Source organism: Nonomuraea sp. K271 (assembly GCF_009908215.1).
Lineage (GTDB): Bacteria > Actinomycetota > Actinomycetes > Streptosporangiales > Streptosporangiaceae > Nonomuraea > Nonomuraea longispora.
This window is the reverse complement of record NZ_JAAAHR010000038.1, coordinates 16,494-35,924: the sequence shown is the minus strand read 5'-3', so window position 1 is coordinate 35,924 and position 19,431 is coordinate 16,494. Positions and strand designations below refer to the sequence as shown.

Below are 19,431 nucleotides of genomic sequence, written 5' to 3'. Positions count from 1 at the left end.
GGCCGCGGCCCGAGGTGCTGAGCTCCAGCGGGATCCGGAGATCGTGCGCGGTGATGGGCACGGTTGACGCGGCGGCAGGCGTGGCCGCATCGGGTCACCGGCCGGAGCGGTCCAGGGGCCGGTCAGGGTGATGCGTCGTCAGGTCGGCGCCCCGGGGCCCGTGGTACGGGTCGCTCGCGCGCAGCCCGGCGGTCTGGATCACGCGGCTGATGTCGCTGGGCGTGAGCAGCCCGATCAGGCGCCCGTGCGGGTCGAGCACCACGGCCCGGCCGTCGGCGCAGCCGCCCATCCTGCCGAGCACGTCGATCAGTGTCTCGTCCGGCCGGGCGGCGGGCACCTCGTCGGAAGGGCAGGCGATGTCGCGCAGCCGCGTCGCCGTCCGCGCGTCCGGCGGCACCCGGCGGATGCGGTTGAGCGTGACCAGCCCGAGGAAGCGCATGTCGTGGTCCACCAGCGGATACGTGGACAGGCGCTCGCGCAGTACGACCCGGTCGACCAGTTCGGCCACGGTCTCGTCCGGATGGGCGACGACGAGCCGGTCCGCCATGACGTCACCGATCCTGACGCCGTGCAGCGACGAGCCGAGCTGCGCCTGCTGCTCCTCGGCACTGGCGGCGCTGACGAGGAACAGGCCGATCAGCGCCAGCCACAGCCCTTCGAACCCGCTGCCGGTGACGACCTGGAGGAAGCCCAGCGCGATGAGAATGTAGCCGAAGACCCGGCCTGCGCGGGCGGCGGCCACCGCGGCCCGCGTACGGTCGCCCCACCGCGACCACAGAGCGGCACGCAGCACCCGCCCGCCGTCCAGCGGCGCGGCCGGGATCAGGTTGAACACGGCCAGGATCACGTTGACCCCCGCCAGGTAGGTGAACATCCCGACCAGCAGCGGCGCCCCGCCCGCGGCGGCGGTCAGCAGCGCGACGGCCCCGAAGAACACGCCGCACGCGATGCTGGTGAGCGGCCCCACCACCGCGATCCTCAGGTCGGCCCCCGGCGTACGCGGCTCGCCGCGCAGTTCCGCCACCCCTCCCAGCAGCCACAGCGTGATACGCGCCACGTCGATGCCGTGGCGCTTGGCCACCAGCGCGTGGGAGATCTCGTGGGCCAGCAGCGAGGCCAGGAACAACACCGCCGTGACCAGCCCCGCCAGCAGGTACACCACGGGGGACGAGCCGGGGAAGACCACGGGGAACCGGCCGAAGGCCAGCCCGACGAGCAGGATCACCACGATGACCAGCACGCTGACGTTGAGCCCGACCGGGATCCCCCCGATCCGGCCGAGACTGATGGATGAGCGCATCCGCCCTCCCCACAGGTACGAGTACCCGCCCCACTACCCACAAAGGGCATGCCCACGCAGGAACCCGCGCGTTCAGGAACAACCGTGCGAAGAGGCGGTAGGATCAGCGGTGACCACCGGACACGAGGAACGATGTCGAGCATCAAAGAGGTCGCCCGGCTTGCCGGGGTCTCCGTCGGCACCGTGAGCAACGTGCTCAACCGGCCCGAGATGGTGGCCCCCCAGACGCGGCTGCGGGTGCAGGCGGCGATCGCCACGCTCGGCTACGTCCGCAACGGCTCCGCCCGGCAGTTACGGGCCGGCCGCAGCCGCACCATCGGCGTGGTCGCCCTCGATCTGGCCAACCCCTTCTTCATCGACGTGCTGCGCGGCGTGGAGACCGCGGCGCAGCCCCTCGACGTCAACGTCATGGTCTTCAACAGCAACAAGGACGCCTCCCGCGAGGCCGGACTGCTGGAGACGTTCGAGGAGCAGCGTCCCCTGGGCGTGCTCATCACGCCGGTCAACGACAGCGGCGAGGAGGAGCGGCTGAGCCGGCTCGTCTCCCGCGGCATCCCGGTGGTGCGCTTCGACAGCTCGGCCCCGCACAGCCGCGGTTGTGCCGTGGCGGTGGACGACGTGCTCGGCGGGCGCCTGGCCGGCCGGCACCTGCGCGAGCGGGGACACCGCCGCATCGCCTTCGCCGGCGGGCCGTTCAGCGTGCGCCAGGTGCGGGAGCGGCGCGACGGCCTGGCCGGTGTGCTGGACCCCTCCGACGTGCTGACCGTCATCCCGCTGCCCGACCTGACGGTGGCCACCGGGCGCGTCGCCGGCGCGGAGCTCGCCGGGCTGCCTCCCGCCGAGCGCCCCACCGCGCTCTTCTGCGCCAACGACCTGGTCGCGATCGGGGCGTTGCAGGAGATGACCCAGCGGGGCCTGCGGGTGCCGGCCGACGTGGCGATCCTCGGCTATGACGACATCGACTTCGCCGCGGCCGCGGCCGTGCCGCTGTCGTCGATCCGGCAACCGCGCGAGCAGCTCGGCCACACCGCCGCGCTGATGTTGCTGGAGGAGGCGAACCAGCCCGTCGGCCACGCTCACGAGCATCGCCAGGTCGTCTTCCAACCCGACCTGGTCGAACGCGCCTCCACCGCCGCTCCCTAGCGGCGCCGTCAGCTCATCTGGTCGTTGAGCTCGGTGGCGCCGGGGCCGGGGAAGGGGCCGTTGAACGGGATCGCGGTCGGGGAGGGTCGCAGCGTGCCCGAGAAGTCCTGGTAGGACAGCAGGATGGCCACCGCGAGCACCAGGACGACGCTGGTCGCCGCGGCCAGCGCCCACAACACGACCGCCGGGGTGCTCAGGGCGTCGAGCCCGCGGGGCGGGTCAGGCTCGCCGCCCCTGCCGCGCGGCCCCGCCAGGAGCTTGTCGAGCACGGGGTCCTCGTGCGCCAGCTGCTCTTCGATCTGCGCGAGCGCTCGCCGCTCGTCTCTGGACATCGCCATGATCTCAGGCCGTCTCCAGGGCATGACGGTAACGGCCGACCTGGAGAGGGGGTACAAGCACCTGAGGGACTCCCAACGTGGCTCTCCACATTCTTGCAGTATGCAACATTAGTGACTCCGCTGTCACGGCGCGCGGAGTTCCCGGGATCACCTTCGCACACGGGCCGCGCCGGTCGCCGAGGCGGCCCCGGCGGCGCGCGGGGGAGAGCGGCACGGACGTCCGGCCGGTCTCCGCGATCTTCCGACCTGCGGAGGAACGGCATCGGAGGCCGGGTCGCCATGTGGACGCCCGTCCCCGACCGTGTAGAACAGTTCTATGCCAGAGCGTCAATCCGCCCAGATGAACGGTGAGGACCGGGATGCTGTCATCTCGGCGGTGCTGGCGGGTTCGCGGCTGCTGGTCGCGATCGCGGCGCGCTCGCTCGGCGCCGTCGCCGACCGGGTGACGTTGCCGCAGTTCCGGATGCTCGTGGTGCTCTCAGGGCACGGCGAGACCAAGCTCGTCACCATGGCGGAGCTGCTCGACGTCAATTCGTCCACGGCCATGCGCATGGCCGACAGGCTCGCCGCCGCGGGGCTGGTGCTCCGCGAGGTCAACCCGCTGAACCGGCGGGAGAGCCTGATGCGCCTGACCGACGAGGGCAGGCGCATCGTGGACCAGGTGACCGCCCGCCGCAGGGACGAGATCGCGGCGATCGTCTCCCGGATGTCACCGGTGGAGCGCCGGGCGCTGATCTCGGCGATGGCCGCCTTCAACGAGGCGGGCGGCGAGTCGGCGGAAGCCGGCACCCACCCTCTCGGCTGGCCCGACGCCTGAGCGGCCCGGTCCCGCGCTTACGCGCCGGGCGGAGGGCCGGGAGCCGCGACGACGGCGACCCGGGGTGACCGCGACGACGGGATGACCGCGACGACGGGGGCGGGCCGCACGGTGGCGGCCCGCCCCGGCCAGGCGGTCAGCCTTCAGGGGACCAGGCGGTCAGGCGGCCCCGTCGCTGCCGAGGAAGCCCTGCTTGCCCAGCCAGTCGGAGGCGACCTTGCCCGGCTCCATGCCCTCGACGTCGACCTGCGCGTTGAGCTCCTGCATGGTCGCGTCGTCCAGCTTGGCAATCACGGGCTGCAGCACCTTCTCGACGGCGGGGCTCTTCTGGTAGGTCTCGTCCCTCAGGGTCATGGCGGCGTTGTAGATCGGGAAGAACTTCTTGTCGTCCTCCAGCACCGTGAGGTCGAGGGCGGCGATGCGGCCGTCGGTGGTGAACACCTCGCCGAAGTTGCAGGTCTCGCCCTTGTCGGTCTCGGTGTAGACGACGCCGGTGTCGAGCAGGGAAATGTTGTTCTTCGGGATGTTCATGTCGTACGCCTTGCTCAGGCCGGGCAGCCCGTCGTCACGGGTCGAGAACTCCGTCTCGATGCAGATCGTGACGTCCTTGGGGCTGGTCTTGGCCAGTTCGGCCACGTCGGAGACCGTCTTGACGCCCAGCTCCGTGGCCTTCTCGGAGCGGATGGCCAGGGCGTAGGTGTTGTTCAGCGGGGTCGGACCGATCCAGCGGATCTTGTTCTTCTCCAGGTCGGCCTCGGCGGTGGCCTTGAACTGCTCGGCGGAGTCCTGGATCGGCTTGGTGTTCTTCAGGAACTCGATCCACCCTGTGCCGGAATAGTCCCAGTACATGTCGATCTCTTCGGACTCCAGGGCCTTGCGGTTGGCCACCGTACCGCCGAGGTTGGTCTTGTCGACGACCTCGGCCCCGTGCGCCTTGAGCAGGTGCACGGCGATCTTGCCGAGCACGATGTTCTCGGTGAAGTCCTTGGAGCCGATGATGTACTTGGTCCCCTGGAGCTCGTCGCCCGCGCTGCCGGCTTCGACGGCGTCGGAGGAGCCGCAGGCGCTCAGGGTCGTGACCGAGAGGGCTGCGGCTGCGAGCAGGGTGAACGTCTGTCGGAGCGGGCGGGAGAACATGGAAGCACCTTCTTGCTATGTGATCGGGTCATTGCCGAAAAGCGTGGTCACATGCCGCGTGGCTTGAGCAGGTCCTCGGCGAGCCCGCCCAGCCAGTCGATGAAGAAGGCGATGCACGCGGTGAGCACGCCTCCGACGATGGTCACGGGCATGCGGTTGAGCTTGAGGCCGTTGACGATCAGCTCGCCGAAGCCGCCGGCCGCGACGAAGGCGCCGAGCGTGGCGACGCCCACGGTGAGCACGAGCGCGGTGCGCAGGCCGGCCAGGATGGCGGGCACGGCCAGCTTGAGCTCGACCCGGCGCAGGATCTGGCCCCTGGTCATGCCCATGCCGCGGGCGGCCTCGATGAGCGCCGGATCGACCTGCTGGACCCCGACCATGGTGTTGCGCAGGACGGGCAGCACGGCGTACGCGACGAGCCCGACCAGCGCGGTCTGGAAGCCGACGCCCATGAGGAACGTGGCCAGCACGAGCAGGCCGATGGAGGGGACGGCCTGGCCCAGGTTGCCCACGGTGAGGATGACGGGCGTGATCAGCCGGTTCCTGGAGCGCGAGGCGGCGATGCCGAGCGGGATCGCGATGATCACTACCAGCGTGGTGGCGGCCACGGTCATCTGGATGTGCTCGACGGCCTTGGTCAGGATCACCGCCTGGTTGAGGCTGCGCTGCTCGATCGAGTCGAGTTCCAGCGTCCCGACCCAGGCGTAGAGGGCGACCAGCACGGCGCAGATGGTGACGGGCGTGATGAGGTGGCGCGCGCCCACCGTACGGCCGCTCGTGCGGGAGTGCCCGACGGCCAGGGTCTCAGCGCTCACTGGACACCACGTCCTCCTGCTCGCCGGCCCGGGTGCCCACGGCCTCGCACAGGGCGGCGTACGTGAGCACTCCGGACGGCGTGGCGCAGCGGTCCGCACCGTGGGCGATCATGATGTCCAGCGCCTCGCGGAGGCTGGCGTCGGCGGACACCTGCGGCAGCCCGGAACCGGCCGGCGAGCCGGTGGCCGGCACCTCCGACACGCGCATCAGCGCCAGCCGCTTGAGCGTGGCGTCCTGCCCGATGAAGCTCGCGACGTACTCGTCGGCGGGGTCGGCGAGGATGGCGGCCGGTGTGTCGTACTGCGCGATGTGCGAGCCCTCGCGCAGCACGGCGATGCGGTCGCCGAGCTTGATGGCCTCCTCGAAGTCGTGCGTGACGAAGATGATCGTCTTGCGCAGCTGCTTCTGCAGTTTGACGAACTCGTTCTGCAGGTGCTCGCGCGTGATCGGGTCGGTGGCGCCGAACGGCTCGTCCATGAGCATCACGGGCGGGTCGGCGGCCAGCGCCCTGGCCACGCCGACACGTTGCTGCTGACCTCCGGAGAGCTGGCGAGGGTAGCGGTCGCGGAAGGCCGACGGTTCGAGGTTCACCAGGGACAGCAGTTCGTCCACGCGGGCGGAGATCCGGTCGGCCGGCCAGCCGAGCAGGTTGGGGACCAGGCCGATGTTCTGCGCGATGGTCTGGTGGGGGAACAGGCCGACCTGCTGGATGGCGTACCCGATGTGGCGGCGCAGCCGGTCGGGGTCGAGGCTCAGCACGTCCTGGCCGCCGATGAGGATCTCGCCGGACGTCGGCTCGACCAGGCGGTTGATCATCTTCATCGTGGTCGTCTTGCCGCAGCCCGACGGGCCGACGAACACGACCAGCTCGCCGGCCGGGATGTCGAGGGTGACGTTGTCGACCGCTGGGGCAGGCTGGCCCGGATAGTGCTTGGTCAGCGAGCGCAGCTCGATGCGCACGCCTTCGGTGTCACGGTCGAACACGAAGCCCCCTTGGGGTGGTGATGTAGCGAACGGCGAAGAAGAACAGGTCGAACAGGATGGCGATGACCACGATCCCCAGCGTTCCCGCGAGGGTGGCGTTCAGGGAGTTCACCGAGCCGAGCCGGGACAGGCCCTCGAAGATCTGCGTGCCCAGACCGGGGCCGTCGACGACGGCGGCGATGGCGGCGATCCCGATCAGCATCTGCGCCGAGATGCGCACGCCGGTCAGGATCAGCGGCCAGGCCAGCGGAAGCTGCACCCGCAGCAGCAGCCTGACGCGGCTCAGGCCCATCCCGCGGCCCGCCTCGACGGTGGCCGCGTCGAGGCCGCGCAGCCCGGTGACGGTGTTGCGGATGATCGGCAGGAACGCGTACGCGGTCAGCGAGACCAGCGTGGAGCCCCAGCCCAGCCCGAAGATGGGGATGAGGAGGGTGAGCAGCGCGAGTGACGGGACCGTCAGGATCCCGGCGGAGATCGCCACGGAGGTGCTGCGCACCTTGGGGGCGTCGTAGGCGAGGAGTCCGATGCCGACGCCGAACACGGTGGCGATCGCGATGGCGATTCCCACGACGACGGCGTGCTCGGTCGCGGCCAGCGAGAGGGTGTCCCAGCGTGAGAGCACGTACTCGCTGAAATTCATGGGGGTACCGGCTTCCTTTACGCTTGCATGGGTTCGCAAACGTATGCGATTAGTTGCGGTGAGCGCAAAACTAGGTGCAACTAGCGCAACAGTAGTGCAATGGTTCTGTTATGAACGGAGAGGGATGACGGACAAGCCGACCGTGCCCTCGGCAGGCCTACGCCGGGATATGGAGATTCTCGAACTGCTCGCAGGTCACGGCGATGATCGCGATGCTGACGGGTTCGGCGTCACCTGGATCGCGCAGCGGCTGGGGCGGGAGAAAAGCCAGGTGTCCAGGGCGCTGCGGGCTCTGGAGCTCGAAGGCATGGTCGAGCGCGATCCGGTCACCCGGCGCTACCGCCTCGGGTGGCGGCTGTTCGCCCTGGCGGCGCGCACCCAGCACGCCCGGCTCGTCCAGGTCGCCGCCCCTTACCTGCGGGGGCTGACCACCACCTTCGACGAGGACGCCTACCTGTGCGTGCTGCGCGGCAACCTGGTGCTGACGCTCATGTCGGTGCCGTCGTCGCGGGCCTATCACCGCGTCTGGGAGGGCATCTCCGTGCCGCTGCTCATGGCCGCCGCCGGCCGCTCCCTGGTCGCCGACTGGGACGAGCAGCGCGTACGCGACCTGCTGAGCGCCACCACCCTGCCCTCCGGGCTCGAATCGGCGGTCGGCGGCACGGAGGAGTGGCTGGCCGACCTCGCTCACGTGCGCTCGTGCGGCTACGCCGTGACGGACGTCGAGCTGGAAGACAGCACGGCCGGGGTGTCGGCGCCCGTGCGCGACCATCGGGGGCTGATCACGGCGGCGATCAGCGTGTCGGTCGCGAGGACGCATCCGGCGGCCCGGCTGCACGAGATCGGCGCCGCGGTCGGCGAGGCGGCGCGTCAGCTGTCCATCTCGCTGGGCCTGGTGCCGGACGGCCGCCCGATCATGTCCCCCATGAGGGGGTCGCCATGAAAGGCGCCCGCCCTCAGGTGCTCGGGGTCGGGAAACTCTCCGGTGTGGTCAGCCCGGTGCTTTCGAGCAGACGCTGATGGTTGAGCACGGCGGCGTTGCACTGCTCGGAGAACTTCCTGACCAGGGTGTTCTGCGTGCTGCCTCGGACCGTGCCGATGAGGCCGAAGATCTGGCCGTGCGCCAGGCGCAGCCACTTCACGTACGTGGTGTCGTAGGCGATCCCCGTACGTCCGGAAATGTCGGACATCCAGTTCTGCTGGTCGTCGGTGGGCCTGACGGGCAGCTCCACGTTCAGCTTGGTCGCGAGGTCGCGTGCCTCCTCGTCGAGCTCGTGGTGCTGCGACGCGATCTCCTTGCTGATCTCGCGGACCTTGGCCGTGCTCGCCTTCTGGACGGCCTCCTGGGCGATGGTCATCTCCCACAGGGTGGCCAGCCGTACTTTCTGGATCAGCGACCGGTCCGCTTCCGACAGCGGTCCCCACTTGGTGAGCCACGTGCCGGAGCCCTGATCCTCCGTGGGCGCCCCGGAGGCGTCCTGCGTCACCTCCGGGAACTCCGTGTCCACCGGCAGCGGGGCGGTGGTCTGCACGGTGGCGACATCGGGCAGGCCCGCACTCTGGGCGGGAAACGACGGGGCGCACGCGCCGAGCGGGACCATCCCCGCGAGACAGCAGACGACGATAACCGGACGGCAGCGTCGAAGTCGCATGTGCCGTCATCCCCTCTGGCTTCGGGCTCGGCCCTGGCTGGGCGGTGCCGGGTCACTACGGGATACGCGGCGCCCGCGGGGACCGTTCAAGCGGCATGCCGAAAAGGCGCAGGAAGCGAGGCCGGAATACGGACACCCTCCGTTGCGGAAGGCGACGGACTGCTAGGGTGGGCTCGCACAACACGGTCCCCCCACCTGGACGGATGCCATGAACCCGATGGAACCCGGCGCCTACGGGGCTCATCCGGACTTCGACATCGGGTTCGACCGTCACGGGCGCATCGCGCTCCTGCACCTGAAGGGCCGCCTCGCCGGAGTGGCGTCGCTCGTCCTCCAGCAATATCTCGTCAAGGTGCTGGTCGCCCGGATCCCGCCGCTGTTCATCGTGAACGTCGAGGGCCTCACCGAGACCGACGACTCCGGCCGCGAGACGCTGCGCTCGGCCGACCGGCACGCACGGGCGTCGGGCGGACGCATGATCGTCGCGGGTGGCGACGCGGCGCTGCGCCTGCAACTGGGCGCCCTCGACCTGGTGCCGTCCGTCGACGACGCGTTCGCGGAGCTCACCAGCTCGGGCGCGGGCGACCTGCTGTAGCCACGCGCGGGTCTTTTCCGATTGATGGACCGACGTGGTGCTCATGTGCCCTGGTCAAGGGGAATGTTCGCTCCGACGCGATCCGCAGAGGAAGGAACGGCCCGTGCCCACCACCAAACGCACCACCAAGCCCCGCAAGAAGGGCTCCAGCCAGCCGTGGATTCACCAGGACGGCGTTGAGATCCAGGAGTTCGGCACGGTCCGCATGTTCCCGCTCGGGCTCACGTACGAAGCGCGGATGTACTCCTGCCAGCGCCTCAACCAGGTGCTCGCGGACACGCAGATCCTCTACAGCCTGTACAAGAAGCACCACTGGCTGATGCGCGGCCCCACCTTCTACCAGCTCCACCTGCTGCTCGACAAGCACGCCGCGGAGCAGCTCGAGATCATCGACTTGCTCGCCGAGCGGGTGCAGACCCTCGGCGGCGTGGCGGTCGGCGACCCCAGGCACGTCGCCGAGATCACCGTCATCCAGCGCCCGCCGGACGGCGCGGAGGAGGTGCCCGCCATGTTGTCGCGGCTGATCGAGGCGCACGAGGCGATCCTGGTGGCGGCGCACGACGCGGCCGCCCGCACCGCCGAGATGGGCGACGACGGCACCAACGACCTGCTCGTCTCCGACGTCATCCGCAAGGGAGAGCTGCAGACCTGGTTCCTCATCGAGCACCTGGTGGACACGCCGCTGGTCGAGCCGGCCCGCGACCGCTGAAGAGCCGGGCCGGTGATGCGCCGCGGGAAGGCGTGAGGCATCCTCTCAAGGATGACCCCCAGGAACAGCCCCCGCACCACGCTCGTACGACGCATGCGCAACCTCGCGGTGCTCGAACCGGTGAACATCGTGATCTTCGGCCTGGTGGCGTTCGTGGTCCTGCCCGCGCCGCTCAACACCGTCAACGTGACGGGGTTCGTCCTGGTGGCCGTGCATCTGCTGATCGGGGGCGCGTACTGGGCGATCAAGGTGCGGCAGTTGCGCGCCCGGCTGCCGGGACCGCCGATGATCGCCGTCTTCTGGTGGTTGCGCCGGTTGTGTGAGACAGCCCTGGTCGCCGGGTTCGTCGTGCTGGCGGTGTTCGCGGCGCGCGGGGAGGTGGGGCTCGAATCGGTGCCGGGCGTCCTGTTCTACCTGATGGCGGTGGCCGAGTACGTGAACTACTTCCACTGGCAGCTCAGCCACCAGACCTCCGCCGACCTCGCGAGGTTGCTGCGGACGCGGCGCGTGCACCGTTCGCACCTCTACCTGGACATGCGCGCTCACCGATCCTGAGCGTCCTCGACGGAGGAGCCGCGCGCCGGCCACGTCGCGCGGGAGAGGGGCCGCCGTCCGCCCTTTCCCCTGGCTAGAGTCCCCGGAATGGAAGAGACCTCCCGCAACACGACCTACGGCGCCGTGGCCACCTCCCTCGCCTTCCACGGCGACCACGAGCTGGGCGAACTGCTGAAGGAGGCCGTCCCGCTCGGCTCCGGCATCGGCGGGAGGTCGGCGCTGCTGGAGGTGGAAGGAACGCCGGTGTTCGTGAAACAGGTGCCCCTCACCGACCGGGAGCTGCTGCCGGAGACCGTCCGGTCCACCGCGAACGTCTTCGGGCTTCCGCCCTTCTGCCGCTACGGCATCGGCGGCATCGGCGGTCCGGGCGGCGGTGCGTGGCGGGAGCTGGCCGTGCACGTCATGACCACGAACTGGGTGCTGGCCGGGCGGTTCCCCGGTTTCCCACTGATGTACCACTGGCGGGTGCTGCCGGACGGCCCGCATCCGCCGCCGGAGGAGCTGGCCGACGTGGAGCGGGCGGTCGCCTTCTGGGGCGGCGGCCCGGAGGTGCGGGAGCGCATCGAAGAGCTCCACCGCTCCCGGGCGAGTCTCGTGCTGTTCCTCGAACACTTCCCGCACGACCTGCACGAATGGCTCAAGGCGCCGGTGGCGGCAGGGGGCGAGACCGCCGGCTCGGCCTGTGAGCTGGTGGAGCGGGAGCTGGAGTCGGGGGTCTCGTTCATGAACGCCCATGGCCTGCTGCACTTCGACGCCCACTTCCAGAACATCCTGACCGACGGGCGCCGGCTCTACTTCGCCGACTTCGGGTTGTCCATCTCCTCGCGCTTCACGATGTCGAGCGAGGAGTCGGACTTCTTCCGCCGGCACGCCACGTACGACCGCGCGTACACGCGTACGCACCTGGTGAACTGGCTGGCGGCCGAGCTGTACGGCGCCGCCACGGCGGACGAGCGGGGCGTCCTCATGCGCAGGTGGGCCGACGGGGAGCGGCCCGAAGGCGTCCCGGAGACGGTCGCGGCGATCCTCACCCGGCACAGCCCGGTGGCCATCGTGATGTCCGGCTTCTACCGCAGGTTCCAGCGGGAGAGCCGGCTGGTGCCGTACCCGCTGGAGGAGATCCTGGCGTTGTGACGTGTCGCGCCGGAGGGCCGGAATCACGCCCCGGCCCTCCCGGCGCTCTCAGGCGGCTTCGTGCCGGCGCTGGCAGCCGATGCAGTAGCGCGCCAGCGGCCGGATCTTGAGCCGCTCGAACGGGATGCCCGTCTCGCAGTGGGAGCAGCGCCCGTAGGTGCCCTCGGACAGCCGTTCGAGGGCCTGGCCGAGCTCGGCGATGGCGCGGTCGGCGGCGGCGATGTTGACGAGCAGTTCCTGCCACGTGTCGTCGGCACCACTGCCCTCGCTCGCCGCCGCCTGCAGACCGGCCAGCTGGTTGCTGCGCCTGGCCAGCTGCTCCTGGAGCTCCTGGCGCAGGGTCTCGGCCTGCACGCTGCTGAGGTGAGTCGTTCCGTTGGTGTCAGTCATGCTGATGTCCTCTCTGGAGCGCGCACCGGTCGCAGATGCTCCGGTACGGCATCCGCAGGAGCTGTTCGTAGGCGATGAAAGTCCCGCAGCCCCGGCACATTCCGTAGATGCCCCTGTCCATGCGGTCGAGTGCGGCCTCGATCTCGGACGTGCGGGCATCGGCCGTGGCGCCGGCCGGTCGGGGGCGGGACAGGGCGGCCGTGAGCTGCTCCTGCAGCAGCTCACGAAGTTCCTCCAGCCGCGCCAGGTGCCGCTCGTAGTGCTGCAGGTGCGTGTGGACTGATTTGACGTCGGCCATGGCAGTGTTCGGCTCCTTGCTTGCGGATAACGGCGCACCCCGGGGGTGGCCGAAGGCAGCGCTCACGGACGGGGCCCGGGCATGTGCCACCGGGCCTCACACCGCGCGAGCGGCAGGAGAAGAGGAGCGCTAGATCAGCGGCGGACTGCGCGATCCGGCCGTGCGGTGCGCGAGTTGCTGGGGATCGCGGATCCCGCCTGGATCGAGCCCGGCGGCGGGCAACCTCGCGAGCAGCCCGGCCTCGTGCCGGCGCTCACCGCGCAGGGGCGGCCACAGCGGCAGCACCTGGCGCTCGCCGGTCGCGGTCTGCGGCGGCATGCTCGACAACTGCGCGTCCCACGCCTCGGGCGTCCACGTCTGCATGGTGCCCAGGCCGGGTTGGTACGCACGGCCGCCGTGCCAGTTGTATGTTGATCCGACCAGCAACAAGGACAGCAGGACCAGACCCATCACGCCGGCGAACGTGATGGGCCCTCGTGGTGTTCTCCACGGTCCCGTCATAAGGCCGACCATAGCCCAGACGGTGGGAAAAGGCATGTGTGCCGGTTCGGCGGAAACCGCGGCCGTCCCGCCTCGCGGGGACCGGGGGCGTACGGATCCTGGGTGAGCCCCACCAGGCCGGGTAGAATCCGACATTGAGGTATGAATTCCGCAGATCGCGGCGTGGCCGCGGCGGCTGGAGGTGATGCCGTCTCTCCGAGAAGACCGTCACTCCACTGCGCGAGGGAAGGAACGTCATGCCTGGCAACAAAGCCGTCGTCTACGAAGGTCCAGGCAAGGTCGAGGTACACGAGACCGACTACCCGGAGTTCGAGCTCAAGGACGGTCCGGGGGTCAACCCGGCCAACGTGGGGCGCAAGCTGCCGCACGCCGCGATACTGAGGACCGTCGCGACCAACATCTGCGGCAGCGACCAGCACATGGTCCGCGGCCGGACCACGGCGCCGCACGGCCTCGTGCTGGGGCATGAGATCACCGGCGAGGTCGTCGAGACCGGGCCGGACGTCGAGTTCATCAAGACCGGCGACCTCGTGTCCGTGCCGTTCAACATCTCCTGCGGGCGCTGCCGCAACTGCAAGGAGCGCAAGACGGGCATCTGCGAGAACGTCAACCCCGACCGTCCCGGATCCGCGTACGGCTACGTCGACATGGGCGGCTGGGTCGGAGGACAGGCGGAGTACGCGCTGGTTCCCTACGCGGACTGGAACCTGCTCAAGTTCCCGGACAAGGACCGGGCCATGGCCAAGATTCTCGACCTGGCCATGCTCTCCGACATCTTCCCGACCGGCTTCCACGGCTGCGTCAGCGCCGGCGTGGGCCCGGGATCGACCGTCTACATCGCCGGCGCGGGGCCGGTGGGGCTGGCCGCCGCCGTGTCGGGGTTCCTGCTCGGAGCCGCCGTGGTGATCGTGGGCGACCTCAACAAGGAGCGTCTGCAGCAGGCGCGCAGCTTCGGCTGCGAGACCGTCGACGTGTCGGCCGGCGAGCCGAGGGACCAGATCGAGCAGCTCCTCGGCGTGCCGGAGGTCGACTGCGCCGTGGACGCCGTGGGCTTCGAGGCCCGTGGCCACGGGCGCGCGTCGGAGGAGGAGCACCCGGCCACCGTGCTCAACTCGCTCATGGACCTCACGCGGGCGGGCGGTGCGCTGGGCATCCCCGGCCTGTACGTGACCGGAGACCCCGGAGCGCCCGACGAGGCCGCCAAGCACGGATCGTTGTCGATCCAGTTCGGTCTCGGCTGGGCCAAGTCGCACAGCTTCGTGACCGGTCAGTGCCCGGTCATGAAGTACAACCGGCAGCTGATGATGGCGATCCTGCACGACCGCGTGCAGATCGCGAAGGCGGTCAACGCCACGCCTATCCCGCTGGACCAGGCGCCGCAGGGATACCACGAGTTCGACGAGGGTGCTGCCCGCAAGTACGTGCTCGACCCGCACAACATGTTGTCCACGGCGGCCTAGCGTCACCCAGGGCCGCGAGCGGTGCTCGCGGCCCTTCTTCCTGCGTTATTCCGGCCGTTTGTAAGGGGCGAATCTCCGCTATTTCGTGTCATGTCGACTTCTCTTGGGCGGGGAGTTATGGAGTTCCCGGAACAAGCTGAAGGGGCGATATTGGCTTTTTTTCACCGGTTCTTTCCCGGTGCTGGGACTTCGGGCTCGGCGTGGCGTTGTGGCGCAGCTCGCGGCAACTGTAAGCATCGTACCGATCTCGTTGGCTTGCCCGCCGACAGTCGCGGCCACGGGTCGCATTCCGAAAGGAACGGTACATGTTCACGCTTATTCCCCGAGCAGGAAAGACGGCTAAGTCCAAAGTGGGACATTCACTGCGGAGTATGACGAAGTCAACGGTGCACGGCACCTTGACCATGGCGCTGGTGGTCACCCTGGCCCCGGCGGCGCTCGCGGCGGACGACGACGACAAGCACAAGCACAAGCATCGCGATCACCACGGTCGTTGCAGCCCGCACACGTTCTTCAGGGTCAAGCGCCTCTCGCCGCGCAACTTCTTCGTGCCACGCACGCGCTTCATCGACGGCCCCGGCGGCTCGATGACGGTGTCCGTCACGCGCGAGCACGAGGTGCTCGCCTTCCTCGAGACCGAGCGCGAGCGTACGGTCGACTTCACCGCCGGCGACGTCGTCCGCAGCCTGCGCAAGATGGGGCTTCCCCACCTCGAGGAGCGGCACATGGTCTTCACCGGGCACGAGTACACCCGGGAGATCTCCAAGGGCAAGTACGGCAACATGTGGTACCGCGTCTTCGGCTACCGCGTCGGCTGGTCGGCCTGGCGGGTGCTCGGCACGTGCCGCCACGTCGAGGTCGGCACCGGCATCGCCAACGTCCCCTCAAGGGTGGAGGGCTGGCGTTACTGGGAGACCAAGCATCCGAAGTTCAAGAACCGCCTGCTGTCCTGGAAGTGACGAGGCCGAGCCCGTGACCCCGAACGTGGCACCGGGACCTCGGCAGGGTGGGCCGGGGACTCGATGCCAGGTTCGCGGAGGTGGCGGGCCGCCTCGCCGCCCGTGAGCCGCCCGTGAGCCGCCCGTGAGCCGCCCGTGAGCCGTGAGTTGCCGTGGTCAGCTCACCCGGATGTTCTGGAACTGCGCCGTGCCGTCGAAGACGTTGAGCCCGAAGCGGCCGCTCGCGTACTGGTCGTCCTTCGCGTCGATGACGGGCTCCGCGCGATCGTCCAGGTAGACCTTGATGCTCTGCCCCTGGGTCACGACCTTCAGGTGGTAGGTCCGACCCGCCTTGATCGGTGCCTTGTACGTGGCGATGTCGCGTCCGGGCCGCCACAGCTTCACCACGCCCGCCTCGGCGTCGACGTTGGCCGTGTAGTGCCGTTCGGCCCGCGGGCCGGCCCGGAACGTGAGCGCCGCCGCGGCGCCGTCGACCAGCCGCACGTCACCTTCGTAGGTGAAGTCCGCGCCCGTGTGGTCGCTGAGGTAGAACGCGTCGCCCCCGGCCGAGCCCTGCTTGCCGGCCGCGACGTCCGTCCACGAGCCGCTGACCACCCGCCACTGGCCGGGAAGGTTGTGCTCCAGCGTCGGCTCGCCCATGCCCCACGCGGGGGCGAGCTCGTGGATGCGGAGCGAGACGAGCCTGACGCCGCCTCCCTCGACGTGCAGGGCCACACCTCTGCTGTCGGCGCGCGGATCGAAGGCGACGTTCCTGGTGATCGAGGCCAGGCCGTCGTTGCCGAACACCTCCAGCTGCCCCCTGTCCACCAGGATCCGCATCGTGACCCGCCCTTGGGAGGGCTCAAGGGGAGCGCTCATGAGCGTGCGGGTCCGCGTGTCGTAGAGGACCTCGCTCCCGGCGTCGCCGCCCGGCCGCACGTCCAGCTTGAAGCCGAACCGCTCGGCCGTGGCGCCCCGCACGTCGAACTCGGCCTCCACCTCGTACGTGTCGAGCGACTGGTCCCGCAGCAGCTTCGCGGCCGTCGCCGGGGTGAGCCCGCGCCCGCGCCACGACGAGGTCCGGTACCGCAGCTTCTCCAGCTCCTTGATCGGCTGACGGGTGACGCGGACGCCGTCGCCGGTCGTGCGCAGGCCGAGCACGGCGGGGAAGCTGGCGTTGCCTGTCCAGGTCGTGCCCTGGTTGCCACCCATCCAGGCCATCTGCACCACTCGGTCGTCGGGCATGTCGTTGAACACCTGCCCGGCGTAGAAGGAGCCGCCGGCGTGGTTGGTTCCGTGATCCATTCGCTGCGGCTCGTCCCAGTCGGTGGTGAAGGTGGTGCCGTCGAAGTCGCCGACGACGTACTCGCCGCTCGCGTCGGTGAGCACCCACTTCGTCCTGCGCCTGTCGCCGTCCACGGGGAGGGCGAAGAAATCGGGGCACTCGAACAGCCAGCCGGCCGCGTACCTGCTCAGGAACGTCCAGTCGAGCAGGTCGGGGGAGGAGTAGAGGTTGACGCCGTTGCCGCCCTCGTCGGACCAGACCAGCATCACCCACCGCTTGCTGGCGGCGTGCCAGAACACCTTGGGGTCGCGGCTGGTGCCGGGCATGGTCACGACCTTGCGCCCGTTGTCGTACGCCTTGAAGGTGCGGCCCGCGTCGGTGCTGTAGAAGACCGAGACGCCGTTGGTGCCGGAGAAGACGACGAGCGGATCCTCGGCGCCGTCGCGCAAGCCCGAGGTGTTGGCCGCGTCGACGACCCCCGCCCCTGACCAGAGGTCGCCGGGGTGCACGCCGGGTTCGAGGGCGATCGGCTTCTGCGTCCAGTGGACCAGGTCGGTGCTGGTGGCGTGGCCCCAGTGCATGGTGTCCCAGCCCAGACCGTGCGGGTTGTGCTGGTAGAAGAAGTGGTAGGTGCCCTTGTAGTGGAGGAGCCCGTTCGGGTCGTTCATCCAGCCGCCCTGCGAGCTGAAGTGGAACTGGCCCCGGTACGGCTCGGTGTACGTGGTCGGCTGGTAGGGGAACTCCGGCTGGTCGGCTGTGGTGCCGGCGGACGGGGCCGCCGCGACGACCATGCCGGTGAGCGCGATGAGGGACGTCAATCCGCGTACGAGCCGTCTCATGACATCGAGGGCCTTCCATCTCGGGGGTGATGTCAACGTTGACATGTCAACGTTGACATCGGCTTGGAGAGCATCATCGGCGTTGCCCCGCGAAACGTCAATGCCTCACCCGCGTAACGGAACCGGCGTGCCGCGCGGCCGGGAAAATGGGGAGCGCGGCAGGGAGGGCGGCCGGTACGCTGGCCGCATGTCTACGCCCCGGATCTCCTAGCCAGGACACCCGCCTTCGCAGCACCCGTGTGTCCTTGAGCTTATCCGGAGCGTCTTCAAATGATCACCTTCCGTGGTGTCGACGTGCGCGTCGGCGCCCGCCTCCTGCTGTCGGGCATCACCGCCCACGTGGCCCCCGGCGACCGCATCGGCCTGGTCGGCCGCAACGGCGCAGGCAAGACCACCCTCATGAAGATCCTCGCCGGGCAGGCACAGCCCGCGGCCGGCGCCGTCACCCGTACGGGGCCGGTCGTCCACCTCCCGCAGGACCCGGCCGCCGCCGACCCGGGCACCTCCGTCATCGGCCGCATCCTGTCGGCACGCGGCCTCGACCAGGCCGTACGCGCCCTGCGCGCCGCCGAGAGCGCCCTCGCCGAGTCCGCCGACGAACGGGCGATGGCCCGCTACGCCCGCGCGGAGGCCGAGTTCCAGGCCCGCGGCGGCTACGCGGCGGAGGCCGAGGCCGCCAGGGTCGCCGCCGGGCTCGGCCTGCCCGACCGCGCACTCGCCCAGCCGCTCGGCGCCCTGTCCGGCGGGCAGCGCCGCCGGGTCGAGCTGGCCCGCGTGCTCTTCGCGGAGCGGGGCGTCCTGCTGCTCGACGAGCCGACCAACCACCTGGACGCGGACTCGATCTCCTGGCTGCGCACCCACCTGTCCGGCTGTTCCGGCGGCCTTGTCCTGATCAGTCACGACACCGGGCTGCTGGCCGACGTGGCCAACCGGATCTGGCACGTGGACGCCGACCGCGCCGCGCTCGACGTGCACAACACCGGCTGGCACACCTACCTGGCCGACCGCGAGGCCGACGACCGGCGCAGGGCGCGCCTGCGGGCCGCCGCCGAACGCAAGGCCGCCGCGCTGCACGCCCAGGCCGGGCGCATGCGCGCCAGGTCGGCCACCGCCGTGCGGGCCAGGGACATGTCCCGCCGCGCCGACCGCATGCTGGCCCAGACGCAGCCCGTACGCCGGGACGAGAAGGCGGCCCGCATCCGGCTGCCCGAGCCCGCCCCCTGTGGCCGGATGCCGCTCGGCGCGATCAGCCTGACCAAGTCGTACGGCACGCTGCCCGTGCTGTCGGGGATCGACCTGGCCATCGACCGGGGCAGCAGGCTCGTGGTGCTGGGGTTCAACGGCGCAGGCAAGACCACGCTGCTGAAGCTGCTGGCCGGGTACGAACGTCCCGACTCCGGCCGGGTGGTGCCCGGCCACGGGCTGCGGCTCGGCTACTTCGCCCAGGAGCACGACACCCTGGACCCGGCGCACACCGTCGGGCAGCACCTGGCCGCCGCCGCCCCGCACCTGAGCGGCGGCGAGGCGCGGACGGTGCTCGGGTCGTTCCTGTTCGGCGGCGACGACGTGGACAAACCGGTCGGGGTGCTGTCGGGCGGGGAGAAGACCCGGCTGGCCCTGGCCGGGCTGGTCAGCTCTCGGGCCAACGTGCTGCTGCTCGACGAGCCGACCAACAACCTCGACCCGGCGTCCAAGGCGGAGGTGCTGGCGGCGGTCGGGGCCTACCGCGGGGCCGTGGTCATGGTCACGCACGACCCCGATGCCGTCGAGGCGCTGCGGCCCGACCGGGTGCTGCTCCTGCCCGACGGGGTCGAGGACCTGTGGAACTCCGGGTACGCCGACCTGGTCCGCGCTCCGGTAGCCCACGGCCAGTAACGCCACGAAAAGACCACCCGGACGC

General features: G+C 70.1%; 21 protein-coding genes. 10 read left to right on the top strand and 11 right to left on the bottom strand.

From position 1 onward, the window contains the following. Positions 1-94: 94 nt before the first annotated feature. Positions 95-1,300, bottom strand: coding sequence for a site-2 protease family protein (locus GUY59_RS15970; RefSeq protein ID WP_138200545.1), 1,206 nt, complete (start codon positions 1,298-1,300; stop codon positions 95-97). Positions 1,301-1,432: 132 nt separating this feature from the next. On the opposite strand from GUY59_RS15970, the gene GUY59_RS15965 reads away from it, so the two are divergent. Then, complete coding sequence (locus tag GUY59_RS15965) at positions 1,433-2,443, top strand: LacI family DNA-binding transcriptional regulator (protein ID WP_138200546.1); 1,011 nt, start codon at positions 1,433-1,435, stop codon at positions 2,441-2,443. A gap of 8 nt (positions 2,444-2,451) precedes the next feature. On the opposite strand, the gene GUY59_RS15960 is transcribed toward GUY59_RS15965, so the two are convergent. Continuing rightward, complete coding sequence (locus GUY59_RS15960; RefSeq protein WP_161714562.1) at positions 2,452-2,781, bottom strand: DUF3040 domain-containing protein; 330 nt, start codon at positions 2,779-2,781, stop codon at positions 2,452-2,454. 316 nt (positions 2,782-3,097) lie between these two features. On the opposite strand from GUY59_RS15960, the gene GUY59_RS15955 reads away from it, so the two are divergent. After that, positions 3,098-3,598 carry a MarR family winged helix-turn-helix transcriptional regulator gene (locus tag GUY59_RS15955; RefSeq protein ID WP_138200548.1) on the top strand — a complete coding sequence of 167 codons (501 nt, stop codon included), beginning with the start codon at positions 3,098-3,100 and terminating at the stop codon, positions 3,596-3,598. 159 nt (positions 3,599-3,757) lie between these two features. Here GUY59_RS15955 and GUY59_RS15950 read toward each other — a convergent pair whose 3' ends face one another. Genes GUY59_RS15950 through GUY59_RS15935 form a run of 4 tightly spaced genes read right to left on the bottom strand, consistent with a single transcriptional unit; the run spans position 3,758 to position 7,175 of the window. Next, positions 3,758-4,735 carry a glycine betaine ABC transporter substrate-binding protein gene (locus GUY59_RS15950; protein ID WP_138200549.1) on the bottom strand — a complete coding sequence of 326 codons (978 nt, stop codon included), beginning with the start codon at positions 4,733-4,735 and terminating at the stop codon, positions 3,758-3,760. 47 nt (positions 4,736-4,782) lie between these two features. After that, a complete protein-coding gene (locus GUY59_RS15945) occupies positions 4,783-5,550 on the bottom strand; it encodes an ABC transporter permease (RefSeq protein WP_201760931.1) in 768 nt (255 codons plus the stop codon). Beyond that, complete coding sequence (locus GUY59_RS15940; protein WP_138200550.1) at positions 5,540-6,535, bottom strand: ABC transporter ATP-binding protein; 996 nt, start codon at positions 6,533-6,535, stop codon at positions 5,540-5,542. Before GUY59_RS15940 ends, GUY59_RS15945 begins: the two co-directional genes overlap by 11 nt. Beyond that, positions 6,522-7,175, bottom strand: coding sequence for an ABC transporter permease (locus GUY59_RS15935; protein ID WP_132332585.1), 654 nt, complete (start codon positions 7,173-7,175; stop codon positions 6,522-6,524). The genes GUY59_RS15940 and GUY59_RS15935 overlap by 14 nt, the downstream gene beginning before the upstream one ends. Before the next feature lie 124 nt (positions 7,176-7,299). Here GUY59_RS15935 and GUY59_RS15930 point away from each other — a divergent pair, with 124 nt between their 5' ends. Next, a complete protein-coding gene (locus GUY59_RS15930; RefSeq protein ID WP_161714561.1) occupies positions 7,300-8,118 on the top strand; it encodes an IclR family transcriptional regulator in 819 nt (272 codons plus the stop codon). Between the two features lie 13 nt (positions 8,119-8,131). Here GUY59_RS15930 and GUY59_RS15925 read toward each other — a convergent pair whose 3' ends face one another. Further along, complete coding sequence (locus tag GUY59_RS15925; protein ID WP_138200552.1) at positions 8,132-8,827, bottom strand: DUF4142 domain-containing protein; 696 nt, start codon at positions 8,825-8,827, stop codon at positions 8,132-8,134. Positions 8,828-9,035: 208 nt separating this feature from the next. Here GUY59_RS15925 and GUY59_RS15920 point away from each other — a divergent pair, with 208 nt between their 5' ends. The 4 genes from GUY59_RS15920 to GUY59_RS15905 all read left to right on the top strand — a co-directional run bounded on the left by GUY59_RS15920 (position 9,036) and on the right by GUY59_RS15905 (position 11,820). Then, the gene (locus GUY59_RS15920) at positions 9,036-9,422 is read left to right on the top strand and encodes a hypothetical protein (RefSeq protein ID WP_138200553.1); all 387 of its coding nucleotides are present in this window, start codon (positions 9,036-9,038) and stop codon (positions 9,420-9,422) included. Between the two features lie 103 nt (positions 9,423-9,525). Further along, positions 9,526-10,131 (top strand): Dps family protein, encoded by a 606-nt coding sequence (locus GUY59_RS15915; protein ID WP_252374902.1) that lies wholly within the window; start codon positions 9,526-9,528, stop codon positions 10,129-10,131. Positions 10,132-10,182: 51 nt separating this feature from the next. Continuing rightward, positions 10,183-10,686, top strand: coding sequence for a hypothetical protein (locus GUY59_RS15910; protein ID WP_201760930.1), 504 nt, complete (start codon positions 10,183-10,185; stop codon positions 10,684-10,686). An 87-nt stretch (positions 10,687-10,773) separates the two neighbouring features. Then, complete coding sequence (locus GUY59_RS15905; RefSeq protein WP_138200555.1) at positions 10,774-11,820, top strand: protein kinase family protein; 1,047 nt, start codon at positions 10,774-10,776, stop codon at positions 11,818-11,820. A 48-nt stretch (positions 11,821-11,868) separates the two neighbouring features. On the opposite strand, the gene GUY59_RS15900 is transcribed toward GUY59_RS15905, so the two are convergent. The 3 genes from GUY59_RS15900 to GUY59_RS15890 form a co-directional block, all read right to left on the bottom strand. Continuing rightward, the gene (locus GUY59_RS15900; protein ID WP_132332591.1) at positions 11,869-12,210 is read right to left on the bottom strand and encodes a TraR/DksA family transcriptional regulator; all 342 of its coding nucleotides are present in this window, start codon (positions 12,208-12,210) and stop codon (positions 11,869-11,871) included. Then, on the bottom strand, positions 12,203-12,508 hold the full coding sequence (locus tag GUY59_RS15895; RefSeq protein WP_138200556.1) for a TraR/DksA family transcriptional regulator: 306 nt from the start codon (positions 12,506-12,508) through the stop codon (positions 12,203-12,205). The genes GUY59_RS15900 and GUY59_RS15895 overlap by 8 nt, the downstream gene beginning before the upstream one ends. A 129-nt stretch (positions 12,509-12,637) precedes the next feature. Next, entirely contained in the window at positions 12,638-13,009 is a 372-nt protein-coding gene (locus tag GUY59_RS15890) for a hypothetical protein (protein WP_138200557.1), read from the bottom strand. Positions 13,010-13,245: 236 nt separating this feature from the next. On the opposite strand from GUY59_RS15890, the gene fdhA reads away from it, so the two are divergent. Both fdhA and GUY59_RS15880 read left to right on the top strand, forming a co-directional pair. After that, positions 13,246-14,469, top strand: a complete 1,224-nt coding sequence (fdhA, locus tag GUY59_RS15885; protein WP_138200558.1) for a formaldehyde dehydrogenase, glutathione-independent — start codon at positions 13,246-13,248, stop codon at positions 14,467-14,469. 371 nt (positions 14,470-14,840) lie between these two features. Then, positions 14,841-15,428, top strand: a complete 588-nt coding sequence (locus GUY59_RS15880; RefSeq protein ID WP_138200559.1) for a hypothetical protein — start codon at positions 14,841-14,843, stop codon at positions 15,426-15,428. A gap of 156 nt (positions 15,429-15,584) precedes the next feature. Here the strand turns inward: GUY59_RS15880 and GUY59_RS15875 are convergent, their stop codons facing one another. Further along, positions 15,585-17,531, bottom strand: coding sequence for a GH32 C-terminal domain-containing protein (locus GUY59_RS15875; protein ID WP_138200560.1), 1,947 nt, complete (start codon positions 17,529-17,531; stop codon positions 15,585-15,587). Positions 17,532-17,801: 270 nt separating this feature from the next. Here GUY59_RS15875 and GUY59_RS15870 point away from each other — a divergent pair, with 270 nt between their 5' ends. Then, positions 17,802-19,406: an ABC-F family ATP-binding cassette domain-containing protein gene (locus GUY59_RS15870; protein ID WP_171055358.1), complete on the top strand. Its 1,605-nt coding sequence runs from the start codon at positions 17,802-17,804 to the stop codon at positions 19,404-19,406. Positions 19,407-19,431: the final 25 nt, after the last annotated feature.